A 20,898-nucleotide genomic window follows, 5' to 3' on the forward strand; every position below is an offset into this window, starting at 1 on the left:
AATACATCTGGCAATACTATTACTGTTCAACTCTCTGCTCTGCCAATGTTTGTTTCAAATGCTTCATAAACTGACCAAACTGCGGCAGAAGTTGCTGAAATAAGGGATGTTGGCGGTTTTCCAATAAGGTTTCACCAAACAACTTTAAACCCACCGCAAAGGCAGCCGTCGCATCTGCATCAAAGAGTTTTGCCTGCTGCATTCGCGCGACGATTGCCAAGATATCATCATGATTACCAACATCAAAGGCGAGTTTCTCGGTATAAGTTGAAGGCTGACCTTTGGCATCACAAAGATGTTCTACAGTAATATGATATTGATGTTGTTTCATTGTATTGTCCTTTAAACGGATGAATTTAAAACTCAGCTTTGGGTTGTACATGTAAAGTGAGTTCAACTTTGACCAATTGCTGTTGCATGGCTTCAGCCAACTGGTTCAAATAATTGGATAAATCTGGATGTTCAAATGCCTCGACTTGCCCATTTTGCACATGCAAAATTTGAAACTGCGTTCGTTGTTGCCGTATTACAAAACTGGCTTTGGCGCGCTGATGGTATTGCCGTTCAATCAATTTTGCCTGTTCCAGCTCTGTCAGTACGCGATAGATCGTGGCTAAACTCAAGCCGCTTTGTTGCTGTTGTAGCTGTAAATACACCTGCTCGGCACTGCACGCCACCTTGGCATCCAATAATTGCTGCAAGACGGATGTACGGGCTAATGAAACTTTTAAATGGGCTTGTTTCAATAATTCCTGACTTTGCATATCTAGGCTCAAGATCCTTAAAGTCGGCTAATGGCTACAGCGGCGGCATCAATTTGTGCAGCAATCTGACGTACAGTTTCAGCATCAACCGATTTAGCATTTAGCTTTAAGCGTAGCGAGGTTTTTAAGTTTTCCATGGCACGATGAATATCCATCAGCTCATCTTTACTTTGAATATCACGTTTGGTTTCCAACTTTTCTAATAATTGCTGAATCACCGTTTGTTGTTCTTTTAAATGGGCTTGTCCGACTTCTGTAATATAAAACTGTTTACGATCACCCTCGGTCAGTTGAACCTGCACAAAGCCCATATCTTCCAGATAGGTTAAAGTTGGATAGATAGTTCCTGCACTTGGGCTATAACCACCGCCCACCAATTCACTGATGTCTTTAATTAGCTCATAGCCATGTTTGGGCGCTTGGGCAATTAGATAGAGAACCAGTAGCTTCATGCGCCCTGCTTCAAATAAACGACCACGACGCCCACCATGTGGGCGTTCTGGATGATGGGAGTACGACTCATAGTCATGATGAGAACCATGTTTCATGATGATTGCTCTCTTTAGTAATGAATTTATACCCATTAAGATATATCTTTATATATCTTAAATCAAGTAAAGATAGAACTATAGATTCTGGCTTATTTTTAACTTTTACTAATTTTGAAGTATTTTTTATATAAAATTCATAAGATACAGAACACTATAATAGGAAATAAGATGTCGAAAATAACGAAAATTGCAAAGATTGATAATTTCGGTATTTTTAAAAATTTTGATTGGGATTCCAGTCTAAGTTACCAACATAAAAACAACACTGAAATCTATAATTTTAAAGATATCAATATCTTTTATGGTCGTAATTACTCAGGAAAAACCAGTCTATCGAAAATCATTCGATCTTTAGAGAAACAGGTTTTACCTTCAAAATATGAAAATCCTGATTTTACAATTGAGTTAAATGATGAAAGTCTAATTACCCAATCTACTCTCTCTAAGTTTGCACATCCAATTCATGTTTATAATTCTGATTTTGTAAAAGAAAATCTAAAATTTCTTCATAATGAAGATGAAAGTATTGAATCTTTTTCAGTAACTTTAGGTGATGAGAATCAGCCAATTCTAGATCGTATTCAAGAATTAAAGCATGAACTTGGAACAAATACAGAAAATACTAAAACGGGTACTTTTCTAGATATTCAAAATACGAAAAATGAGTTAAAAAATGCTACAGTAGAACATGGGACTAAAAAGCGTGACCTCGACAAACTACTAAATGATAAAGCAACAAAAAATTCTGACTCTATAAAGAACCAATACTCTATATTTGGTGAGATTAATTACACTATCACTAAGCTCTATCAGGACATAGCCTCAGTTCAAGAAAGTACCTTTAACGCATTAACTGATGATCAAATAGCAGAAAATAAAACCATAATAACTCAAAAAGAATTAGATAATCCTCCCGAAGTTTCAGCATATACTCTAAACTTTACTTCTCTTATTCAGTCGATAGCTGAAATTTTAAAAACAATAGTTGGTGATTCTAAAAAGATTGAAGAATTAGTAAATAATAGTGCTTTAAATATATAGGTACAAACGGGTCATCAGCTACATAGTGATCGAACTACTTGTGCATTTTGTAGTAATGAAATATCAGAGAACAGACGCGAAGAATTAAGAAATCATTTTGACCTAGAAACTCAAAACCTTCGCAATCGTATTTCAAAGGGTATTGAACATTTAACTAGCTTATTAAATGGTGAAAATTTTAAAATCAGCTTTGATGTTAATCATTATTATCAACAATATCACACCAATCTTTTTAAACTTAATATAGATCTGCAAGCAGCCCTAGGTAAGCAAAAATCGTCTATTGAACAACTTAAAATTTTATTAGAACAAAAAAATGGAAAGCTATTTACTGAGCTAGAAGCGGAATATCCTGATGATCACTCAGATGAAATTATAACTGTCCTCAACAAAATTTCCCAAATTAGATTGAAGTGTATTCAACTTAACAGCGAACTGACTACCAAACAAAAAGAGGCTAAGAATGAACTACGCCTCAATCATGTTTATCAATTTATACAAAACATTAATTACACCAAATTAAAAGCAGATATAGACACAGCTTTTCAAGCAATTGAACCTTTAGAGCATCAGCTCGAAGTACTAAATACTAGAAAGAGCCTGATTGAAAGCCAGATTAAAGAGGAAGAAGCTAAATTAAAATCCGAAGGTGAAGCTTGTAAACGCATTAATTCTATTTTACAGCATGATTTCGGACACCAAGCCTTAAGCTTAGAACCAATCGAAGTCAACACTACAAATGGGAAAGAGATTAAATTTGAAATTCAACGTAATAAAACTAAAGCTCACAACTTAAGTGAAGGTGAACAAAGTTTGATTGCCTTCTGCTATTTCTTAGCAAAAATTCAAGATGATTTGGATCAAAATAAAGAACCAATTCTTTGGATTGATGATCCGATCTCTAGTCTCGATAGCAATCATATTTTCTTCATATATTCAATAATTGAGGAAAAAATCTGTAGCGATCAGAAATTTTTACAGCTTTTTATCTCCACTCACAATGTAGAATTCCTAAAATATTTACGCCGTATTAAAGGTGTGGAAACTGACAATTCGATTGGACAAATTGGAGAGCCAAAAAGAAAAGCTAGTTATTTTTTAATTCAAAGACATGATAACTTTTCAACTATTAGACAAATGCCTCTTTATTTAAGTAAATTCTTAACAGAATTTAACTTCTTATTTGATCAAATTTATAAGTGCGCAACAGTAAATCAAATTGATGATTCAAACTTTCATCTTTTCTACAATTTCGGCAATAATGCACGAAAGTTTTTAGAAATTTATACTTTTTATAAGTTCCCATCTCCTACATATCAACTCGATGCTCAATTAAAGGTTTTTTGGGGAGAACAAATCCATAAAACTTTGACTGATAGAATTCATAATGAATATTCTCATATGACAGGTGTACTTGAACGTGGTGAAACCATTTCTGAACAACCTGAAATGCAAAAATCAGCTAAAGCTATCATTAGAAAAGTGCAACAAGAAGATATAGTCCAATACAATGCCTTATTAGAAAGTATAGATATAGAGATTAAAAATGACTCTCTGTATCCAGACAATCAAACATAATAAAAAAGGACGCTTACGCGTCCTTCTTTTAACAACTATCTGGAAAAATTACTCCCACTCAATTGTTGCTGGTGGCTTAGATGACACGTCATATACTACGCGTGATACATCTTTAATTTCATTCATGATACGTGTAGAAATCTTGTCGACCAATTCATACGGCAAGTGAGCGAAACGCGCAGTCATGAAGTCCACAGTTTCAACGGCACGAAGTGCAACAACCCATGCATAACGGCGACCATCACCAACTACACCCACAGATTTCACAGGTTGGAATACTGCAAATGCTTGCGCAGTTTTGTCATACCAACCGCTTGCACGAAGCTCTTGCATGAAGATGTCGTCTGCAAGACGAAGAATATCTGCATATTCTTTTTTCACTTCACCCAAAATACGCACGCCCAAACCTGGACCTGGGAATGGATGACGATAGATCATGCTGTGTGGCAAGCCTAAAGTTGTCCCCAATTTACGCACTTCGTCTTTAAACAAGTCACGTAATGGTTCAACAAGGTCAAATGCTAAATCTTCTGGTAAACCACCCACGTTATGGTGTGATTTAATCACGTGTGCTTTACCTTGCTTGCTTGCAGCAGATTCAATCACGTCTGGGTAAATTGTGCCTTGTGCCAAGAATTTCACGCCATCAAGTTTACGTGCTTCTTCTGCAAATACTTCAATGAACTCGCGACCGATGATCTTACGTTTTTTCTCAGGATCAACTTCACCCGCCAACGCTGTCAAGAAACGCTCTTCAGCATCCGCACGAATTACACGAATACCCATGTTGTCAGCGAACATTTGCATCACTTGATCGCCTTCGTTTAAACGAAGTAAACCATTGTCTACAAATACGCAAGTCAATTGGTCACCAATCGCCTTGTGTAATAACGCCGCTACAACCGATGAATCTACGCCACCAGACAAGCCAAGAAGTACTTTTTCATCACCAATCTGTGCACGTAATTGTTCTACACGAAGATCGATAATGTGTTCTGGTGTCCATAAACCGCCACAACCACAAATCTTGTGAACAAAGTTAGACAATAACTCTGCACCTTTTGCAGTGTGCGTCACTTCTGGGTGGAACTGCACGCCATAGAAACGACGGCTTTCATCAGATGCCGCAGCAAATGGGCAGCTTGGTGTGCTTGCAGTTGTAGAGAAACCTTCTGGAAGACGGCTCACTTTGTCACCGTGGCTCATCCACACGTGTAATTGGTTTTCACGGTCTTGAAGCTGACCAATTAAATGGTCGCGCTGCTGAATATCAACTTCAGCATAGCCAAATTCGTGTACTGTACCCGCTTCAACCTTACCGCCTAGCTGTTCAGACATGGTTTGGAAACCATAACAGATTCCCAATACTGGCACGCCTAACTCAAAAACCACTTGCGGTGCGCGTGGGCTCCCTTCAACATGAACACTTTCAGGTCCACCCGATAAAATAATACCGTTTGGATTAAACGCACGAATATCTTCTTCAGACATATCGTAGGCATACATTTCAGAATATACACCCGCCTCGCGTACGCGACGTGCAATAAGCTGACTATATTGAGAGCCGAAATCCAAAATAAGGATACGATCTTCAGTAATTTGAGAATTGGTAGTCATGACAAACAACTATGATAGGCAAACGAATATAAGCGCCATATTCTAACATTTTTCCAGTTATTAAGCACACTATTTGGGCAATCAATAAATATTCAAATAAAACATAGAGTTAAATAAAAAGCACCGAACTTGTCGGTGCTTGGGGTTGGTAACAAAATTCTGCAATCCTACCACCTAGAAACTAAACCTCTGATTTTTCAATCAGCGCATCGAGACTGAACTTGCCTGCACCATGCAGCATCAAGAAAAATAAACCACCCGCTATGGCAAAGTTTTTCATAAAGTTAATCGCATCCTCTGCACCACCATGAAAAATAAATGCAGTAATAATGCTAAATATACCTAGACCCAAGGCAGCAAAGCGCGCTTGGAAACCAAATAACAGTGCTAAGCCACCGCCAAATTCAACCAAGATGGTTAAAGGTAGTAATGCACCTGGCACCCCCATAGCTTCCATATAGCCAACGGTAGCGCTATAGGCCGTCAATTTGCCCCAGCCTGCAACCAGAAAGATATACGCCAAAAGGACACGGCCAATCAAACTAACGGTAGTGTCGAGTGCAGGTTGGGTGACGATATTTTTCACAACAACATTGGGATTAAACATAATTGAACCTTTTCTTAATTTTGTGGATAGGCACAGCTTAGTTTTTGTTGATAATAGAATAAATATGCATTTTTCAGACTTATCGTTTTATATATGAAACGACAATTTGGCAAATTAGTTACCTTTTAGTACTGACTTTCCATATATGGGCTGCTAGCATTTGGCTACATTTTCGCGATGCTGTACCCCATGGAACTCATTGATTTTATTTTACACGTAGATGACCATTTACTCGAATTTATTACAAATTATGGGGTGTGGATTTACGCTATTTTATTTCTAATTATTTTTGTCGAAACAGGTTTGGTGGTCATGCCATTTTTACCTGGCGACAGTTTGTTATTTGCTGCGGGTGCTTTGGCAGCCTCTACAGGGGCAATGGACCCTTGGGCGTTGGGTGTTTTACTGTTTATTGCTGCAGTCTTGGGTGACACCCTGAATTACCATATTGGTAAATATATTGGACCACGGGTATTTGAACTGGATTCACGCTTTATTAATAAACAACACCTGATTAATACCCAGAAATTCTTTGAAAAACATGGCGGTAAAACTATTATTTTTGCCCGTTTTGTTCCGTTTGCACGTACCTTTGCACCCTTTGTGGCAGGTGCAGGACAAATGAACTATAAGTTTTTCCTCACTTATAATGTGATTGGCGCATTTTGCTGGATTGCTTCGTTTATTACTCTGGGTTATTTGTTTGGCAACATGCCAATCGTCAAAGACAATTTCACCCATTTAATCTTCGGCATTATTATTATCAGTATCTTACCGGGCATTATTGGTTTTATTCGTCAGAAGCTGGGAAAAAACAAAGCATAAGCATTTAAAAGAAGCGAATCACCACTGGCAACATACAGACAATCAATAACATGGCCGATCCTTTATACAAGTGATCGGCTTTTATTTGCTTTAAATTTCCCGCCAAAAGTGCCTTGCCAAAGACCATCCAGAACATCGCCACAGGAATCAGAATCAAGGAAAAAGCCAGAAATACCAGTCCTGCACTTAAACTGCTATTCCACATTTCTGGCGGTAAAATTCCCGCGGCAAACAGCAGCGCTTTCGGATTTTTCAGGGTGGAAAAAAATAATTGATGTGGACGGATACAGGGATGCTTTTGATTAAGCAATTGTAAATGTGCAGACTTCCACAAATGAAAAGCCATCCAGAAGACATATAGCGCACTGAGCACATGCAATAAGGTAATTAAATGCGGCCAAACAGGATCGGTCAGATGAATGAACAAGGACCATAAGCTGATAGCATAAACATAGCCCAACAGTTCAGCGGGAATGAGTAAACTGGTTTTTAAAACGCCTTGTTGATGCGCAGAGCTTGCCAGTAATGCATTGGTCGGTCCTGGAATCAGAAACACCGCAATCATTGCAAATACAAATAGCCAACTCTCAATCATAAAAACCTATCACTCAAGTTCAAAGTGTTGCACACCTTATCTGAAAGCTGCCCTGAAGAACAAGCCAAGCTCAGTCTAAATTGAGAACCTCTGGGTTTCATTCAACCCCAAAATTTACGCTAAGTTTTTATTTATATTATATTTATATCTGAAATATTTTGAAAAACTTTCACCCTCGATCATTTTCTTGACTCGTCGACAGAGGGTGAAAACGACCCTTATGAAGTTCTTGGCACCACTTGAATTGGACAGTTTTTAAACTGAGCTGCCTGAACAATGGCATCTTGCTGACCCATTAAACGCGAGATTTCGGTCTTTTTGGTGTTTGAAGACTGCCCCATATTTAATGAAACACTTGGACCAAAGCCCCAGCCTCCACCATGGCTCCAGCCACCGCCCAAGCCAACATCTACCCCGACACCAGTCCGTTTCGCAGTTGATACACCTTGGTCTAAATATTGTTGAATACGGTCATACTCTGCCTGTAATTGTTGACAGTTCAATGACTGATATTGCGTTGGAGAAACATAAGTCGGTTTTACCGTAGTGGCACACGCGGTCAGCAATAGGCTACTGGCAGCAAGGATAGATAAAGCTATTTTTTTCATCTGTTTTCTCAATCTTATTTTTGCTCAATTTCATTGAACAATGAAAGATAGGCCTGCGTCAATTTATGATCTTTAGCCAAATGAATTAATGGCAGGTTTTGATGATGGGATTCTTTCATCAGCACCGAAGGTGGCAACATATTTTCCAATACTGGTAAGCCTTCATCTTTCAGTTGCTGCACCACTTCACGCGGCAACTTGGCTTGTGCTTGATACTGATTCACCACAATGCCTTCAATTTCCAACTGGTCATTATGATCATCTTGGGTTTCAATCACATTTTCAATGAGGCTTTGTAAGGCCCGCTTCGAGAACACATCACAATCAAAAGGAATCAACACGCGATCGGCAGCAATCAGAGCAGACAAGGTAAAAAAGTTAAACGCTGGCGGCGTATCAATATAAACACGGTCATATTTGCCTTCCAGTAACTTCAAGGCATCGCGTAATTTATAAATTTTGTGTTTGGCTTCTAAAGCATAGGCCAACGTACCCAGACTCGGACTCGCAGGAATCACATCCAATAGTTTAAACGGGGTCTGATGCACATAACTTTCCAGCCCTTTGGGGCGATTCTTCAGTAAAGAGCCAATCGCATTGCCCAATAAGCCTGCTTTGGTTTGGGTTGTGCCCAACACTTCTTCAAAGTAGTTTTCAACATTGGGTTCTAATGCAGGCTTATCCACCGAATAGGTCGCATCATCTCCCAATAAATACTGACTGGAGTTGGCTTGCGGATCCAAATCAATCACCAGTGTTTTTAGCCCCTGATGAGCACTAATGGCAGCCAGATTGACTGTAATACTTGACTTGCCTACCCCGCCTTTCTGATTAAATACCACACGTGTCCGCATATGCCCCCTCCCTCAATTTTTATTTGTGATCGTTCAGCAGTGTAATCGATCATATTTTTATCGTTTAAGATTATGTCCGACAATCAGCCGAAATTTGGCTGAATCATCACCAAACCCAAGATGGAAATAAACGCCACCACAGCCAAAAACAAGCCTGCACGGCGCTGCGCCAACAGAACCTGATCCTGTTTTTTATAGGCTTTGCTTAAAGAAGACAACAGCACTACAAACAGAATGATTTTGGCATAAAACCAAGACTGTACCTCAAAACCTTTCATGACCAGCAAGGCAACACCCGTCAGAATCAACAGGGTCATGGCACTGTGCTGCACCGCGACAAAAACTTTACGTGCCGCTGGATTCGGCATATTGCCTTCAGTTCCCGAAAATAAACTCCATGCGCGGCTCAAAATTGCCACACCTGCCAGTATCACCGCTACCCAATGCAGCGTTAATAACATTTGTGCATCCATAAAGACTCAATATCCTTAGTTCTTAGGTGCATGCGCACATTCAGGGCTTGAGGTGTCTTGTCCTTGCCATTCCGATTCCACAAAGGCATGAATGGCTAAGGCATGAATGCGACTCGGTGCCAATAAATCTCCCACAGCCGCATAAATTTTCTGATGACGTTGAACTAAACGTAAGCCATCGAAGGCTTCGCTGACAATCACCACCTTAAAATGCGATTCTTTACCAGGGAAATAACCACCATGTCCCGAAGACTCATTCACAATTTCTAAATAAGTCGGAGCTAATTGCTGTAAACGGTCGCGCAGTTGTAATTCTAAGCTCATGGTACTCTGCCTTTATCTTTTCAGTTGCTTACAGTATAGCGGTTCTACCTGTCGGTTTTGTATCAACACGCATTTTTTGTGACTACAAGCGCAAATTTTTAAAAAATATGACATAAAATGCTTTTATTTTATGCAATTGATACAAGTTTTTTCAGAAACATATTGACCATGATTTTTCATACTGTATTATACACGGCATGCGGGAATAGCTCAGTTGGTAGAGCACAACCTTGCCAAGGTTGGGGTCGCGAGTTCGAGTCTCGTTTCCCGCTCCAAATTTTTTAGTGTAAGTTTTAGAAAAAACTGCTCAATATGCGGGAATAGCTCAGTTGGTAGAGCACAACCTTGCCAAGGTTGGGGTCGCGAGTTCGAGTCTCGTTTCCCGCTCCAGATTCAAAAAAGCCCTAGTCGAAAGATTAGGGCTTTTTTATTTATACAATAAAAATTTCACCCCCCCCCTGCAACGCTTAAAACAGCCCACTTTCCATAAAGTTATTCCCGTTTAGAAATTCTGGATGATGGATCTCACTTCAATCTTTTCTGAATTCTCAACTGTCATCACAATCTTACTTCAATCGTAAATTGAAATGTGGGTTGGACGAGCAAAGCATTCTAATGTATACATGTCACAATAAGTTTAAAAAATAGCCATAACGATAAAACAGTCCAGCTAACTTACGAATAAGGACCCCATCACATGAACTACAAACACGCGCTCGGTATTCTCCTCACACTATGCTCTACACAACAGGTTTTCGCGACTGAAGGCGGTATTGGACGTCCGATTACAGGCATGCAAGTACAACCCATGAATGGTATTTTACCGATTCAAGAAGGCGGCGTACTCACCGTTTCCAGCATTTACTATGATGGCAATATTGAAGCCTCGCGCAATGCCCCGATCTCAGGGCAAATTACCGCTGGGCTAGACTATAAAGTCTCTTACAATCTCATTAACGGGATTTTTGTGTGGAATACCCATGACAAATGGAGCTTAGCAACCACAGTCGGCATTCCTGTGCAATATACCGATATCAATGCCTATGTGAATAATTTAAACCGTAGTGATGACTCGACCAAAATCGGGGATGCCATATTTTCACCACTAATGATGAACTATCACTTTAGCCCAACTACGCACGCCCTGTTTGGTGTTTCCATTTATGCACCGACAGGCAGCTATGATACGGATCGGCTCAGCAATGCAGGGCAAAATACTTGGACCTTTATTCCTAACTTTGCCTACACTCACATTTTCCCTAGCATCAATGCAGAATTCAGCAGCAATATGGCCTACGAGATGTACACCAAAAATGATGCCACCGATTATACCAGTGGCGATATTTTCCGCCTTGACGTCCTCGGTTTAAAACGCTTTGGTGATTTGGGAAGTGATGGTTTAGGCGTGGGTGCAGTGTTTGGCTGGATTGAACAAACCACTGATGATGATGGTCGTCTGGCAGACCGCCTGAATGGCTTCCAAGGTCGTGCTTTAGGTGCTGGTCCAATTTTGACCTACGACAAAAAACTCAGCCAAAGCACAGGACTTTCTGCATCACTACGCGGGATCTATGAATTTGATGTGAAAAACCGCCCTGAAGGTGAGGCCTATCAACTGACCATCAACTATCAATATTAAGCTTTGATGGATCATCAACTGACCCTCTAGATGTGCATATAAAAATACCCCTTGCCTGATGACTCAAGCATGGGGTAATGATTTTTAACGGGTTTTAGCCAATTTATCGCACGGCAATTTTAGGATTAGAATTGCCCCACATGGTATATACGTCTGCAAGCAGCGCACCATTGTAGTCTTCCAAATCACTTTGTTTTACAGTTTCATTGCCCTGCTGACCAAACAAGACCACTTCATCGCTGGCACGAATATCAGGGAAATCGGTGACATCCACCATGGTGGTATTCATGGAAGTACGCCCCACAACAGGGACTTTATGTCCACGAATCAGCACATAGGCTTTATTACTAAATGCACGGCGGTAGCCATCCGAATAGCCCATCGGCAAGTTCGCCAACAACGAATCACGCTTTAAGGTATAGGTCTGGTCATAGCCAACCGTGGTACCTTTTAAATAGGCATTCACTGTTGCGACTTGGGTTTTAAAGGTCATCAACTTTTTATATTCGACACGATCCGGAATACTGTCGCCATAAATCACACCGCCCGCACGCACCATATCTAAATGCGACTCTGGTACGGTTAATGTGGCAAATGAATTGGCAGTATGCAAGGTCAAGGCTTCACGCTTGAGTTTGGCTTTTTTAATCAACCAATCGGTTTGCTGATTAAAAATCGCCAAATGCTCACGCACATATTTTTCATCTTCCACTGCATAGTGCGTCATGATGCCCACCAGTTTCAGGTTCGGTAATTTGGTCATGTTGAACGCTTGCTGCTTGCCTTGCTCGGTGTTCAGCTCCAAACCATTACGATCCATACCGCCAGCATTCAAGCCTAGATGGTAAGCAACCGTTATGCCTTGCTGTTTTGCCCAAGCGGAAATGCGCTGTGCCTGCTCGTAGTTGCCGAACAATTCTTCCATCTTGAGTGAAGCTGCATTTTGAATTTCCTGATCGGTTGCTGCACGCAATCTTAAAATGCGACCTTGATAACCTGATTGGCGTACCATCGCTGCTTCCGCATTACTGGTGATGCCCACACAGGGCACATTCAGCTTGATAATGCTTGGCATTAGCAACTGAATACCATGTCCATAGGCATCGGCTTTCATCACGGCACAAATTTGGCTTTTATCCTGCAATTGCTGCTGCAAAGTTTGAATGTTTTGCTCAAAGGCCTGCACATTAATTTCCACCCAAGCATTGGCTTGTGGAGCTGTTGCTTGTGTCGAAGAAATATGTGATGTCAACATTGGTGCAGCCATGGTACTGCTCATATTTAGCAGTCCCGCCCCCAACATACATGCCAATAATGTTACTTTTTTCAAGACAAATCCCTCTTCGTCGTTATAAAAAAAGAGAGGGGAAATTCCCTCTCTCATGCATCATTAATTATTTTCAGATACTTCATCATGATCAATGCGACGACCATGCTCTAAAATCCAAGTGCGTTCGCTGTCTTGACGTTTACGACGCTTGTAAGCAATCCATAAACCGATAAACCAAAGTGGTGAAACAAACAGTGAAATACGCGTATCATGATCGAGACATAAAATCGCAACCACAAACACCATAAATGCGATACCAAACCAGCTCATAAAAATACCCGCAGGCATTTTATAAACAGACTGCGCATGCAAATCAGGACGCTTTTTACGATAAGCCAGATACGATGCGAGGATCATACCAAAAGCAAATACAGTCAAAATTGAGGTCAATGCCGTCACAATATTAAAGGCAGACATGACGTTTGGCGTAACAAACAGAATTAGCGTACCGATAAAGACACAAATCATCGAGCACAACAGCGCTTGTACAGGCACTTTACCTTTAGACAAGGTTCTAAAGCGTTGCGGTGCATCTTTCTCAACCGCCAAGCCATACAACATACGACTGGTGGCAAAGATACCACTGTTTGCCGAAGACATCGCCGACGTCACCACCACAAAGTTCACCACAGCAGCAGCCGCTGTAAGCCCGACCAATTGGAACATGGCCACAAATGGACTTTTACCTGGATCAACTTGATGCCATGAAGTCACGGAAATGATGACCAATAAAGCACCCACATAGAACAACAGAATGCGCCAAGGAATTGAATTAATGGCTTTAGGTAATGATTTTTCTGGGTTTTTGGTTTCTGCTGCAGTGGTACCGACCAATTCAATACCCAAGAAAGCAAACACTGCCATCTGGAATCCCGCCAAGAAACCTGTCACACCATGCGGTAAAAACGCATCAGGATCAGTGATATGCGAGAAAGATGCCTTGACCCCATTTGGAGATACAAAGCCCATCACCACCAAGCTAATACCCAAGATTAAAAAGGCCACAATCGCCACAATCTTAATCATGGCAAACCAAAACTCGGTTTCACCAAACATTTTTACCGTCAGTAAGTTCAGCACGGTCAAAATGGTGATAGTAGCCAAAGCAGGAATCCACACAGGTAAGTCGGGATACCAGAACTGCATGTAACCACCAATCGCGATAATATCGGCAATGGCAGTAATGACCCAACTAAGCCAGTAGGTCCAGCCCAAAAAGTAGCCTGCCCAAGGACCGAGATAATCCGTAGCAAAATCCACAAATGACTTATAGTTGGTGTTGGAAAGCAGCAACTCGCCCATGGCACGCATGACAAAAAACAAGACAAAGCCAACGATCATATAAGTCAAAATGACTGAGGTTCCAGAATTGGCAATGGTTTGCCCCGAACCCATAAATAGACCTGTTCCGATGGCTCCGCCAATCGCAATCATTTGAATATGGCGATTACTGAGAGAACGATCGAGTTGTTCTTCTCCAGCTGCGTCGTAATGATGTCCGCCCAGTAAATCGCCCTCTAACGGTTCATTTGACTGAGTGAGTTTTTTTCCATTCATCATGTTTTTTACTCCAATTTACAGCCCAAATCGGGTGTAAATATGGGACTAAAATAAAATAAGTCCGTTATTTCATTACAGTCCAAAATTAAGCTACATATTATCTTTCAATAACATTAATTTTATTATTTAGCCCTGTTCTTACACTTCAATCACAGCAACCAAATAACCACAACACAGATTGCAAAAGCTATGCCAATTTAATTAATTTTATATTGAAATACAATAGCTTAACAAAAACTCGAAACGAGTTTATCCAGTGACTACAAGCGGACTTATAATCACTGGATGTCAATATTGAATTAATATTTTTTACAATATCCATATATTCAATTCCATTGAAAATTAATTTAACGATTTAAGTTCGATAAACCACCATCATCATATTTAATAAATCGACACGAATAATCACGCACGAAGCTCAGTTAATATCAAACCTGCTCTTAAGCCCTTTTTCACTTGGGTATTTGGAAATAAAATCCAGACCTGTTCTGGTGCAATTACATAGGGTTTGCCCTGTTGTAGTGCAATAACCGCATCAGATTGGAACGTTGAAAAATTTGGGGCAGAATCAGCAAGATTGAGCTGAAAGTCATCTTCAGTTTTGATAATCGAATCGACGACACGAAAGTTTTTGATTGCTTGCTTTTGACGTACAGGTAATGCCTGCTCTGTCACGACCGCGCGCAACACTTGATCAATCGCTGTAAAAGCCGATAAATCATTTTGACCAAAAGGTTTGGCATGACCGAGTTCAAGGGTTGAACTCGCTGCCTGAAATCTTGAGCTGGTATAGTGGGTAAAGGTTCGCCCTGCGGCATTGTGATACACCAAGGCATCCAGTTCCGCTGCACTTAAGCAGTCCAACATCACCGCATCATAACGATGGGTTTGATAAGGGAATAAAGCGAAAGTCGGAAGCAAAGACGGACGAATAGCCGTATGTAAATCATAGTGATAGCGCTTGACCTGTTCAGGGCTAGATCGATAAAAATCAGCCACTAATTGTTCCAGCTCTGCCACACGCTGCGCTTCAAAAGTCTCTGCAAATTGCTGATGTGCCCCGCAGAACATGCGATTCATGTCATTTTCAACATAACGTTGACCTGAACGAATCGCGACAGGATTACCCAAGATCAATAACAATTTGACCTTGAGTGGTAATGCACCTGTAAAAATATCCTGACTGATCTGCGCCAATAACTCGATCGGCGCAGTTTCATTGCCATGCACACCTGCAGACAACACGATGGCTTTTTCATAATCCTGTTTTGGCGTAAAAGATAGTACGCCTTCAGCCAGCCATTCCCAGCTAAAGTCATCCTGTACCCCTCGAGTTGAGGTCGGTACTTTTTGCTCTAAAACACTTTTTAAAAAATCCATCATCTGCTGTCCCTGCCTGCTGATTAACGTTGGAAGTGATACACCGAGCCTAAGCCCAAGATTTGCGTCAATTCATCTAAGGCTGTACGGCTTTCGATCAATAGGTGCGGATCTGCCAAATCTTGTTGCGCTAATTCATCACGGTAATGCTGATCTACCCATGCATTTAAGCGAGTAAACAAAGCATCATTCATGAACAGATTCGGATTAATCGCCTTCAGCTCTGCTTCGTTCACTGCAACACGTAAACGTAAACATGCAGGACCGCCACCGTTACGCATACTTTCACGTAGGTCGAAGACTTTAATGTCATCAATTGGGGTACCCATTTGAATCATGTCGTTCAAGTAGCTCCATACCGCTTGGTTTTGACGGGATTCTTCAGGCACCACAATGCTCATACCGCCATCGGCACGCGTGAGCAATTGACTATTGAATAAATAAGTATTCACCGCATCTTTCACTGAAACACGCTGATCAGGTACTTCAATGGACACAAACTCTTGACCCAAACGCGCCATTTTTTCACGAATTTCGGCCAAAGCTTCCGTTTGGTTCAAGAAGGCATGTTGATGATGAAACAAGACATTTTGGTTACTCACCGCAATCACATCGTTGTGGAAGACCCCTTGGTCAATCACATCTGGATGCTGTTGTACAAACACAGTTTGTTCGGCTTTCAACTGATGTAAACGCGCCACTGCTTCACTCGCCTCAAGCGATTGACGAGCAGGATAGCGTTTTGGACCTACACCACCACCCATGAACTGCTGACCATAGACAAACACTTGTACGCTGGCTTGATCATAAGCACCGCCTAAACGGTTATGGTTCGCCGCGCCTTCATCACCGAACAATGCCACTGGTGGTAAAGCTTCGTGATGTGCAAAGTGACGCTCATCATTAAACATCGCAGCCATCACGCGTGATGTGGTTTCATGCTCAATTGAACGGTGGAATTTGTTGTTCAAGTTTGCCGCAGTAAAATGCACGCGACCATCTGCACTGTCTGCTGACGGTGATACCGTTGCTGCATTGGCCGTCCACATGCATGAAGCTGAACTTAGCGCAGACAACAACTCTGGCGAAGTACGCATCGCTTGTTCAATGACGCTGTGATCATCACCACGGAAGCCCAATTTACGTAAAGTTGGCACATGCGGGCGTTCTTGCGGTGCAAATACACCTTGCTTTAAGCCCATGTCTGCCAAAGCTTTCATCTTTAACAGGCCTTGTTTGGCTGCCAACTTCGGATTCGATACGTTATTACGGTTTTTAGTCGATGCTTCGTTCCCGAATGACAATCCTGCATAGTGATGCGTTGGACCAACTAAACCATCAAAATTAATTTCATAGCCTGACATTTCTAAACTCCCTATCCGTCGACTACAGCACAATGCCTGGCGATAATTTTTCAGGTAGACTTACCTGCTGACTTTCCAGTGATGCCATTGGCCATGCGCAATAATCTGCCGCATAGAACGCGCTGGCACGATGGTTACCCGACGCACCCACACCACCAAACGGCGCGGCACTCGAAGCACCTGTTAATGGTTTGTTCCAGTTCACGATGCCTGCACGCGCTTCAATCAATAAACGCTCGAACAGTTCACGATCTGGTGAAACTAAACCTACTGACAAGCCAAAACGTGTTGCATTCGCAAGCGCTAAAGCTTCATCAAAATGGTCATAACGATAGATACAGCTCAATGGACCAAAATATTCTTCGTCTGGTACATTGTTGACCTTGGTCACTTCTAAAAGACCTGGGCTTAACAAGCTGCTGTTTGGATCGGCTTGCGTCACAGGCAATAACACCTCAGCGCCCAAATCCACTAAACGTTGCTGTGCCTGTAAAATCTGCTGTGCAGCCTGTAATGAAATCACACCACCCATGAACGGTTGTGGCTGTGCATCCCACTGACCCACCACCAAGTTGCGGCTCACTTCAACCAGACGCTGAATGAAAGCATCGCCTGCAGCACCATTTTTGATAATCAAACGGCGTGCACAAGTACAACGCTGACCTGCCGAAATAAAGGCAGATTGAATGGTTAAGTTCACCACCGCATCAATATCGGTAATTTCATCGATAATTAATGCATTGTTGCCGCCCATTTCTAACGCAAGAATTTTTTCTGGCGCACCTGCCAATTGCTTATGCAAGTGGTAACCAGTATTCGCGCTACCCGTGAATAGCAAGCCGTCAATCTCATGTGATTGCGCCAGTGCTTCACCGGTACTGCGACCGCCTTGTACCAAGTTCAAGACACCTGCTGGCAAACCTGCTTCATGCCATAACTTCACGGTTTCTTCCGCAGTCCACGGCGTTAGTTCACTAGGTTTGAATACAATGCTATTGCCCGCAATCAGCGCTGGTACAATATGACCATTCGGCAAGTGACCCGGGAAGTTATAGGGACCAAATACAGCCAACACCCCATGTGGACGGTGACGTAAAGATGCAGCACCATCCGCCATTTCGGTGATGCTTTCGCCCGTACGCTCATGGTAAGCACGAATTGAAATTGCGACTTTGGCAATCATCGACTGCACTTCAGTCAGGGTTTCCCAGATTGGTTTACTGGTTTCACGACTGATGATCGTTGCTAACTGTTGTTTATTTTGTTCTAACAAGCTGGCAAAGCGGTGAATCACTTCAATGCGCTCTGCAAGTGGACGACGCGCCCATGCAGCAAAGGCTGCACGCGCGGACTGACAGGCTTGCTCAACTTGAGCCGCAGTCGCTTCAGCACCTTGCCAAATCACTTCTTGAGAAACAGGATCGAGTTTGTTCCATGCTGCACCCTGCGCTGGAGACCATGTCCCATTAATATATAAATTTCCTTGTGACATTATTTTTGCTCCGCTTTGTCTAAAGGCAACATACGAATACTTTGCCCGGCTTGTACGCCAAGGGCATAGGCTTGTTCAGCCGTTAAACTTAAACTGTCTGCTTCAGCAGCATGTTGGATTAAGATGGCGCGATAATCGAGATAACGATCATTCGCCACCAAATAGCGACCTGTCGCTTCTGGCAAGTTCGGCACGATTTTCACGGCACAGGTACGGCTATCTTTCACTGCACGTAAGTTTTTCACTTCGGCTTCTAGCGTTGGACCTGCATCAAAAATATCGACATAACCTTGATAGCGCAGACCTTCCGACTCCAAAACGCGAGCGGCTGGAACGGTATGTGGATGAAGTTGCGCAATCACTTGCTGTGCTGCCAAAGGCAGTAAATCGGTATAAACAGGGAAGCGTGGCATCAATTCCGCAATAAAGACTTTTTGCCCAATACCACTGAGATAGTCCGCAGTGGAAAAGTCCATATTGAAGAAGTGATTGCCCAACGCATCCCAAAACGGTGATCGACCCATTTCATCTGAATAACCGCGCATTTCCGCAATCAGGGTGTTTTGAAACGCCTGCTGGAAAGCTGCGATAAACAGAAAACGAATTTTGGACAGTAATTTTCCGTTCTGGTCTTTGCGGTAATCTGGATCTAAAAACAGCGTGCAGAGTTCGCTACAACCCGTCAGGTCATTACTTAAAAACAGCGTATCTAAAGCTTTATAAACATTCAGAGCCTGTGAGGCATGGACTTGCTTGCCCACATGGAAGTTATAAAATGGTTCCGTCAGACCCACAGCAACTTCAATGGCACTCACGCCCACTACACGCTGCTCTTGCGTATCTTCCAAAACAAATAAATAACCTTGCTCACTTGGCGCAGCTTGACCTTGTAAAGTCTTTTGTGTGCGTGCAATTCGAGCCGATAAGATCTCTTTATTCTGCGGTAAAGAAGTCAAGCCAACGCCCGACTTCCCTGCCAGAATGAAGATATCATCTAGATCTCGAAGCTCTGCATGTCTAACAATCATCATCAGCAGTGGCCGCCTATCACGCGCCAACAAAACGTGCGAGTGCACGCTCGAAACGTTGTAGACCTGCTTCGATATCTGCTTCAGGAATAATTAAAGATGGGGTGAAACGAACCACATTTGGACCTGCAACCAGTGCCAATAGACCTTCTTCACCTGCAAGGGTCACGATGTCTTTGGCTTTACCTGCATATTCCGCTTTGAGTACGCAACCAATCAATAAACCTTGACCACGAACTTCTTCAAACAGGCCAAAACGTTCATTTAAACGCTTTAAGCCATCTGCAAAAATTTGCGCACGGGTACGTACACCATTCAACACTTCAGGCGTATTGATGAAACCAAACACGGCATTCGCGACAGCAGAGGCCAATGGGTTACCGCCATAAGTTGTACCGTGATCACCCACCGCATACATATTGGCGTATTTATCCGTGGTAATCATGGCACCGATTGGGAAACCACCACCCAATGCTTTGGCTGTGGTTAAAATGTCAGGTGTCACTTCAGTGTTCATGTAGGCATATAGCGCCCCTGTACGACCCACACCAGTTTGCACTTCATCAAAAATCAGCACTGCGCCGTGTTGATCACACAATTCACGCAAGCCTTTTAGGAATTCAGGTTTTGCTGTGATCACACCACCTTCACCTTGAATCGGCTCAACAATTACCGCGCAAGTGTCCGCATCAATGGCTGCACGTGCTGCGTCCAAATCATTGAATGGAAGATGTTGAATGCCTTCTGGCAGTGGTGCAAAGTCTTGTGAATATTTCGGTTGACCACCTGCCGATACCGTAAATAAGGTACGACCGTGGAAGGCATTTTTAAATGCAATAATCTTGTTCTTGCGCGCAGAGCCTGAAAGTAGGCCCACTTTGCGCGCAAGTTTCAAAGCCGCTTCATTGGCTTCTGCACCAGAGTTACAGAAGAACACTTTATCGGCAAAGGTACTGTCAACCAATTGTTTTGCAAGGTTCAGTACAGGTTCATTGGTATAGCCGTTACCGATATGCCATAACTTCTGACCCTGTTCGATCAAGGCTTTGACCGCAACTGGATGTGCATGCCCAAGCGCATTTACCGCAATGCCACCTGCAAAATCGATATATTCTTTACCTTGCTGATCCCATAAACGAGAACCTTCACCGCGCACAGGAATAAATTGAGCGGGTGCAAAAACAGGCACCATATACTGATTAAAATCTTGGCGACTTGGTTGGTTATTCTGGTTCATGGTATGTTCTTCCTTAATAAATCTGACGTTA

Annotated in this window: 19 protein-coding genes, 2 tRNA genes and 1 pseudogene; 5 read left to right on the forward strand and 17 right to left on the reverse strand. The window is 42.2% G+C overall.

Annotated elements, in window-relative coordinates; all coding sequences use genetic code 11:
• Positions 1 to 19: 19 nt before the first annotated feature.
• From GWK51_RS14005 to GWK51_RS14015, 3 genes are read right to left on the reverse strand one after another with little or no spacing between them, the layout of a single operon-like run.
• Positions 20 to 331 (reverse strand): DUF3861 domain-containing protein, encoded by a 312-nt coding sequence (locus GWK51_RS14005; RefSeq protein WP_161934168.1) that lies wholly within the window; start codon positions 329 to 331, stop codon positions 20 to 22.
• A 25-nt stretch (positions 332 to 356) separates the two neighbouring features.
• Positions 357 to 764 carry a transcriptional repressor gene (locus tag GWK51_RS14010; protein ID WP_161934169.1) on the reverse strand — a complete coding sequence of 136 codons (408 nt, stop codon included), beginning with the start codon at positions 762 to 764 and terminating at the stop codon, positions 357 to 359.
• A gap of 17 nt (positions 765 to 781) precedes the next feature.
• Positions 782 to 1,312, reverse strand: a complete 531-nt coding sequence (locus GWK51_RS14015) for a PadR family transcriptional regulator (protein ID WP_100242281.1) — start codon at positions 1,310 to 1,312, stop codon at positions 782 to 784.
• 171 nt (positions 1,313 to 1,483) lie between these two features.
• Here GWK51_RS14015 and GWK51_RS14020 point away from each other — a divergent pair.
• Positions 1,484 to 3,934, forward strand: a pseudogene (locus GWK51_RS14020) (AAA family ATPase).
• Positions 3,935 to 3,982: 48 nt separating this feature from the next.
• Here the strand turns inward: GWK51_RS14020 and guaA are convergent.
• Together guaA and GWK51_RS14030 are read right to left on the reverse strand one after the other, a co-directional pair.
• Positions 3,983 to 5,551, reverse strand: coding sequence for a glutamine-hydrolyzing GMP synthase (gene guaA / locus GWK51_RS14025; protein WP_100242283.1), 1,569 nt, complete (start codon positions 5,549 to 5,551; stop codon positions 3,983 to 3,985).
• Positions 5,552 to 5,732: 181 nt separating this feature from the next.
• Positions 5,733 to 6,158 (reverse strand): DoxX family protein, encoded by a 426-nt coding sequence (locus GWK51_RS14030; RefSeq protein WP_161934170.1) that lies wholly within the window; start codon positions 6,156 to 6,158, stop codon positions 5,733 to 5,735.
• A gap of 189 nt (positions 6,159 to 6,347) precedes the next feature.
• Here GWK51_RS14030 and GWK51_RS14035 point away from each other — a divergent pair, with 189 nt between their 5' ends.
• Positions 6,348 to 6,983 carry a DedA family protein gene (locus GWK51_RS14035; RefSeq protein ID WP_161934171.1) on the forward strand — a complete coding sequence of 212 codons (636 nt, stop codon included), beginning with the start codon at positions 6,348 to 6,350 and terminating at the stop codon, positions 6,981 to 6,983.
• A gap of 4 nt (positions 6,984 to 6,987) precedes the next feature.
• On the opposite strand, the gene GWK51_RS14040 is transcribed toward GWK51_RS14035, so the two are convergent.
• The 5 genes from GWK51_RS14040 to GWK51_RS14060 all read right to left on the reverse strand — a co-directional run bounded on the left by GWK51_RS14040 (position 6,988) and on the right by GWK51_RS14060 (position 9,837).
• Positions 6,988 to 7,578: a LysE family translocator gene (locus GWK51_RS14040; RefSeq protein ID WP_161934172.1), complete on the reverse strand. Its 591-nt coding sequence runs from the start codon at positions 7,576 to 7,578 to the stop codon at positions 6,988 to 6,990.
• Positions 7,579 to 7,796: 218 nt separating this feature from the next.
• Positions 7,797 to 8,186, reverse strand: a complete 390-nt coding sequence (locus GWK51_RS14045) for a hypothetical protein (RefSeq protein WP_161934173.1) — start codon at positions 8,184 to 8,186, stop codon at positions 7,797 to 7,799.
• A 14-nt stretch (positions 8,187 to 8,200) separates the two neighbouring features.
• Entirely contained in the window at positions 8,201 to 9,040 is an 840-nt protein-coding gene (locus GWK51_RS14050; protein WP_161934174.1) for a ParA family protein, read from the reverse strand.
• 83 nt (positions 9,041 to 9,123) lie between these two features.
• Complete coding sequence (locus GWK51_RS14055) at positions 9,124 to 9,513, reverse strand: SirB2 family protein (RefSeq protein ID WP_161934175.1); 390 nt, start codon at positions 9,511 to 9,513, stop codon at positions 9,124 to 9,126.
• 15 nt (positions 9,514 to 9,528) lie between these two features.
• Entirely contained in the window at positions 9,529 to 9,837 is a 309-nt protein-coding gene (locus GWK51_RS14060) for a BolA family protein (RefSeq protein ID WP_100242289.1), read from the reverse strand.
• Between the two features lie 199 nt (positions 9,838 to 10,036).
• Here GWK51_RS14060 and GWK51_RS14065 point away from each other — a divergent pair.
• From GWK51_RS14065 to GWK51_RS14075, 3 genes are all read left to right on the forward strand, one after another.
• Positions 10,037 to 10,112: transfer RNA gene (locus GWK51_RS14065), tRNA-Gly, on the forward strand.
• Positions 10,113 to 10,151: 39 nt separating this feature from the next.
• Positions 10,152 to 10,227: transfer RNA gene (locus tag GWK51_RS14070), tRNA-Gly, on the forward strand.
• 307 nt (positions 10,228 to 10,534) lie between these two features.
• Positions 10,535 to 11,476: a SphA family protein gene (locus GWK51_RS14075; RefSeq protein ID WP_161934176.1), complete on the forward strand. Its 942-nt coding sequence runs from the start codon at positions 10,535 to 10,537 to the stop codon at positions 11,474 to 11,476.
• Between the two features lie 103 nt (positions 11,477 to 11,579).
• Here the strand turns inward: GWK51_RS14075 and alr are convergent, their stop codons facing one another.
• From alr to GWK51_RS14110, 7 genes are all read right to left on the reverse strand, one after another.
• Positions 11,580 to 12,806: an alanine racemase gene (alr, locus tag GWK51_RS14080; protein ID WP_161934177.1), complete on the reverse strand. Its 1,227-nt coding sequence runs from the start codon at positions 12,804 to 12,806 to the stop codon at positions 11,580 to 11,582.
• 60 nt (positions 12,807 to 12,866) lie between these two features.
• Positions 12,867 to 14,366 (reverse strand): amino acid permease, encoded by a 1,500-nt coding sequence (locus GWK51_RS14085; protein WP_161934178.1) that lies wholly within the window; start codon positions 14,364 to 14,366, stop codon positions 12,867 to 12,869.
• Positions 14,367 to 14,771: 405 nt separating this feature from the next.
• Positions 14,772 to 15,749: a succinylglutamate desuccinylase gene (gene astE, locus GWK51_RS14090; RefSeq protein ID WP_161934179.1), complete on the reverse strand. Its 978-nt coding sequence runs from the start codon at positions 15,747 to 15,749 to the stop codon at positions 14,772 to 14,774.
• A gap of 20 nt (positions 15,750 to 15,769) precedes the next feature.
• Positions 15,770 to 17,110, reverse strand: a complete 1,341-nt coding sequence (gene astB / locus GWK51_RS14095; protein WP_161934180.1) for an N-succinylarginine dihydrolase — start codon at positions 17,108 to 17,110, stop codon at positions 15,770 to 15,772.
• Positions 17,111 to 17,132: 22 nt separating this feature from the next.
• Complete coding sequence (gene astD / locus GWK51_RS14100; protein WP_161934181.1) at positions 17,133 to 18,602, reverse strand: succinylglutamate-semialdehyde dehydrogenase; 1,470 nt, start codon at positions 18,600 to 18,602, stop codon at positions 17,133 to 17,135.
• Positions 18,602 to 19,633 carry an arginine N-succinyltransferase gene (gene astA, locus GWK51_RS14105; RefSeq protein WP_161934182.1) on the reverse strand — a complete coding sequence of 344 codons (1,032 nt, stop codon included), beginning with the start codon at positions 19,631 to 19,633 and terminating at the stop codon, positions 18,602 to 18,604. Before astA ends, astD begins: the two co-directional genes overlap by 1 nt.
• A gap of 16 nt (positions 19,634 to 19,649) precedes the next feature.
• Positions 19,650 to 20,867 carry a bifunctional succinylornithine transaminase/acetylornithine transaminase gene (locus GWK51_RS14110; RefSeq protein WP_161934183.1) on the reverse strand — a complete coding sequence of 406 codons (1,218 nt, stop codon included), beginning with the start codon at positions 20,865 to 20,867 and terminating at the stop codon, positions 19,650 to 19,652.
• Positions 20,868 to 20,898: the final 31 nt, after the last annotated feature.

It is taken from the genome of Acinetobacter kanungonis (assembly GCF_009939195.1).
Lineage (GTDB): Bacteria > Pseudomonadota > Gammaproteobacteria > Pseudomonadales > Moraxellaceae > Acinetobacter > Acinetobacter kanungonis.

Excerpts from the sequence above, each read along its gene's own strand:
- astB (WP_161934180.1), bottom strand. The coding sequence starts at position 17,110 with ATGTCAGGCTATGAAATTAATTTTGATGGTTTAGTTGGTCCAACGCAT.
- GWK51_RS14035 (WP_161934171.1), top strand. The coding sequence starts at position 6,348 with ATGGAACTCATTGATTTTATTTTACACGTAGATGACCATTTACTCGAA.
- GWK51_RS14075 (WP_161934176.1), top strand. The coding sequence starts at position 10,535 with ATGAACTACAAACACGCGCTCGGTATTCTCCTCACACTATGCTCTACA.
- GWK51_RS14015 (WP_100242281.1), bottom strand. The coding sequence starts at position 1,312 with ATGAAACATGGTTCTCATCATGACTATGAGTCGTACTCCCATCATCCA.
- GWK51_RS14005 (WP_161934168.1), bottom strand. The coding sequence starts at position 331 with ATGAAACAACATCAATATCATATTACTGTAGAACATCTTTGTGATGCC.
- GWK51_RS14055 (WP_161934175.1), bottom strand. The coding sequence starts at position 9,513 with ATGGATGCACAAATGTTATTAACGCTGCATTGGGTAGCGGTGATACTG.
- GWK51_RS14060 (WP_100242289.1), bottom strand. The coding sequence starts at position 9,837 with ATGAGCTTAGAATTACAACTGCGCGACCGTTTACAGCAATTAGCTCCG.
- astA (WP_161934182.1), bottom strand. The coding sequence starts at position 19,633 with ATGATGATTGTTAGACATGCAGAGCTTCGAGATCTAGATGATATCTTC.
- GWK51_RS14045 (WP_161934173.1), bottom strand. The coding sequence starts at position 8,186 with ATGAAAAAAATAGCTTTATCTATCCTTGCTGCCAGTAGCCTATTGCTG.
- GWK51_RS14085 (WP_161934178.1), bottom strand. The coding sequence starts at position 14,366 with ATGATGAATGGAAAAAAACTCACTCAGTCAAATGAACCGTTAGAGGGC.
- astD (WP_161934181.1), bottom strand. The coding sequence starts at position 18,602 with ATGTCACAAGGAAATTTATATATTAATGGGACATGGTCTCCAGCGCAG.
- astE (WP_161934179.1), bottom strand. The coding sequence starts at position 15,749 with ATGATGGATTTTTTAAAAAGTGTTTTAGAGCAAAAAGTACCGACCTCA.
- GWK51_RS14110 (WP_161934183.1), bottom strand. The coding sequence starts at position 20,867 with ATGAACCAGAATAACCAACCAAGTCGCCAAGATTTTAATCAGTATATG.
- guaA (WP_100242283.1), bottom strand. The coding sequence starts at position 5,551 with ATGACTACCAATTCTCAAATTACTGAAGATCGTATCCTTATTTTGGAT.
- GWK51_RS14030 (WP_161934170.1), bottom strand. The coding sequence starts at position 6,158 with ATGTTTAATCCCAATGTTGTTGTGAAAAATATCGTCACCCAACCTGCA.
- GWK51_RS14010 (WP_161934169.1), bottom strand. The coding sequence starts at position 764 with ATGCAAAGTCAGGAATTATTGAAACAAGCCCATTTAAAAGTTTCATTA.
- GWK51_RS14050 (WP_161934174.1), bottom strand. The coding sequence starts at position 9,040 with ATGCGGACACGTGTGGTATTTAATCAGAAAGGCGGGGTAGGCAAGTCA.
- GWK51_RS14040 (WP_161934172.1), bottom strand. The coding sequence starts at position 7,578 with ATGATTGAGAGTTGGCTATTTGTATTTGCAATGATTGCGGTGTTTCTG.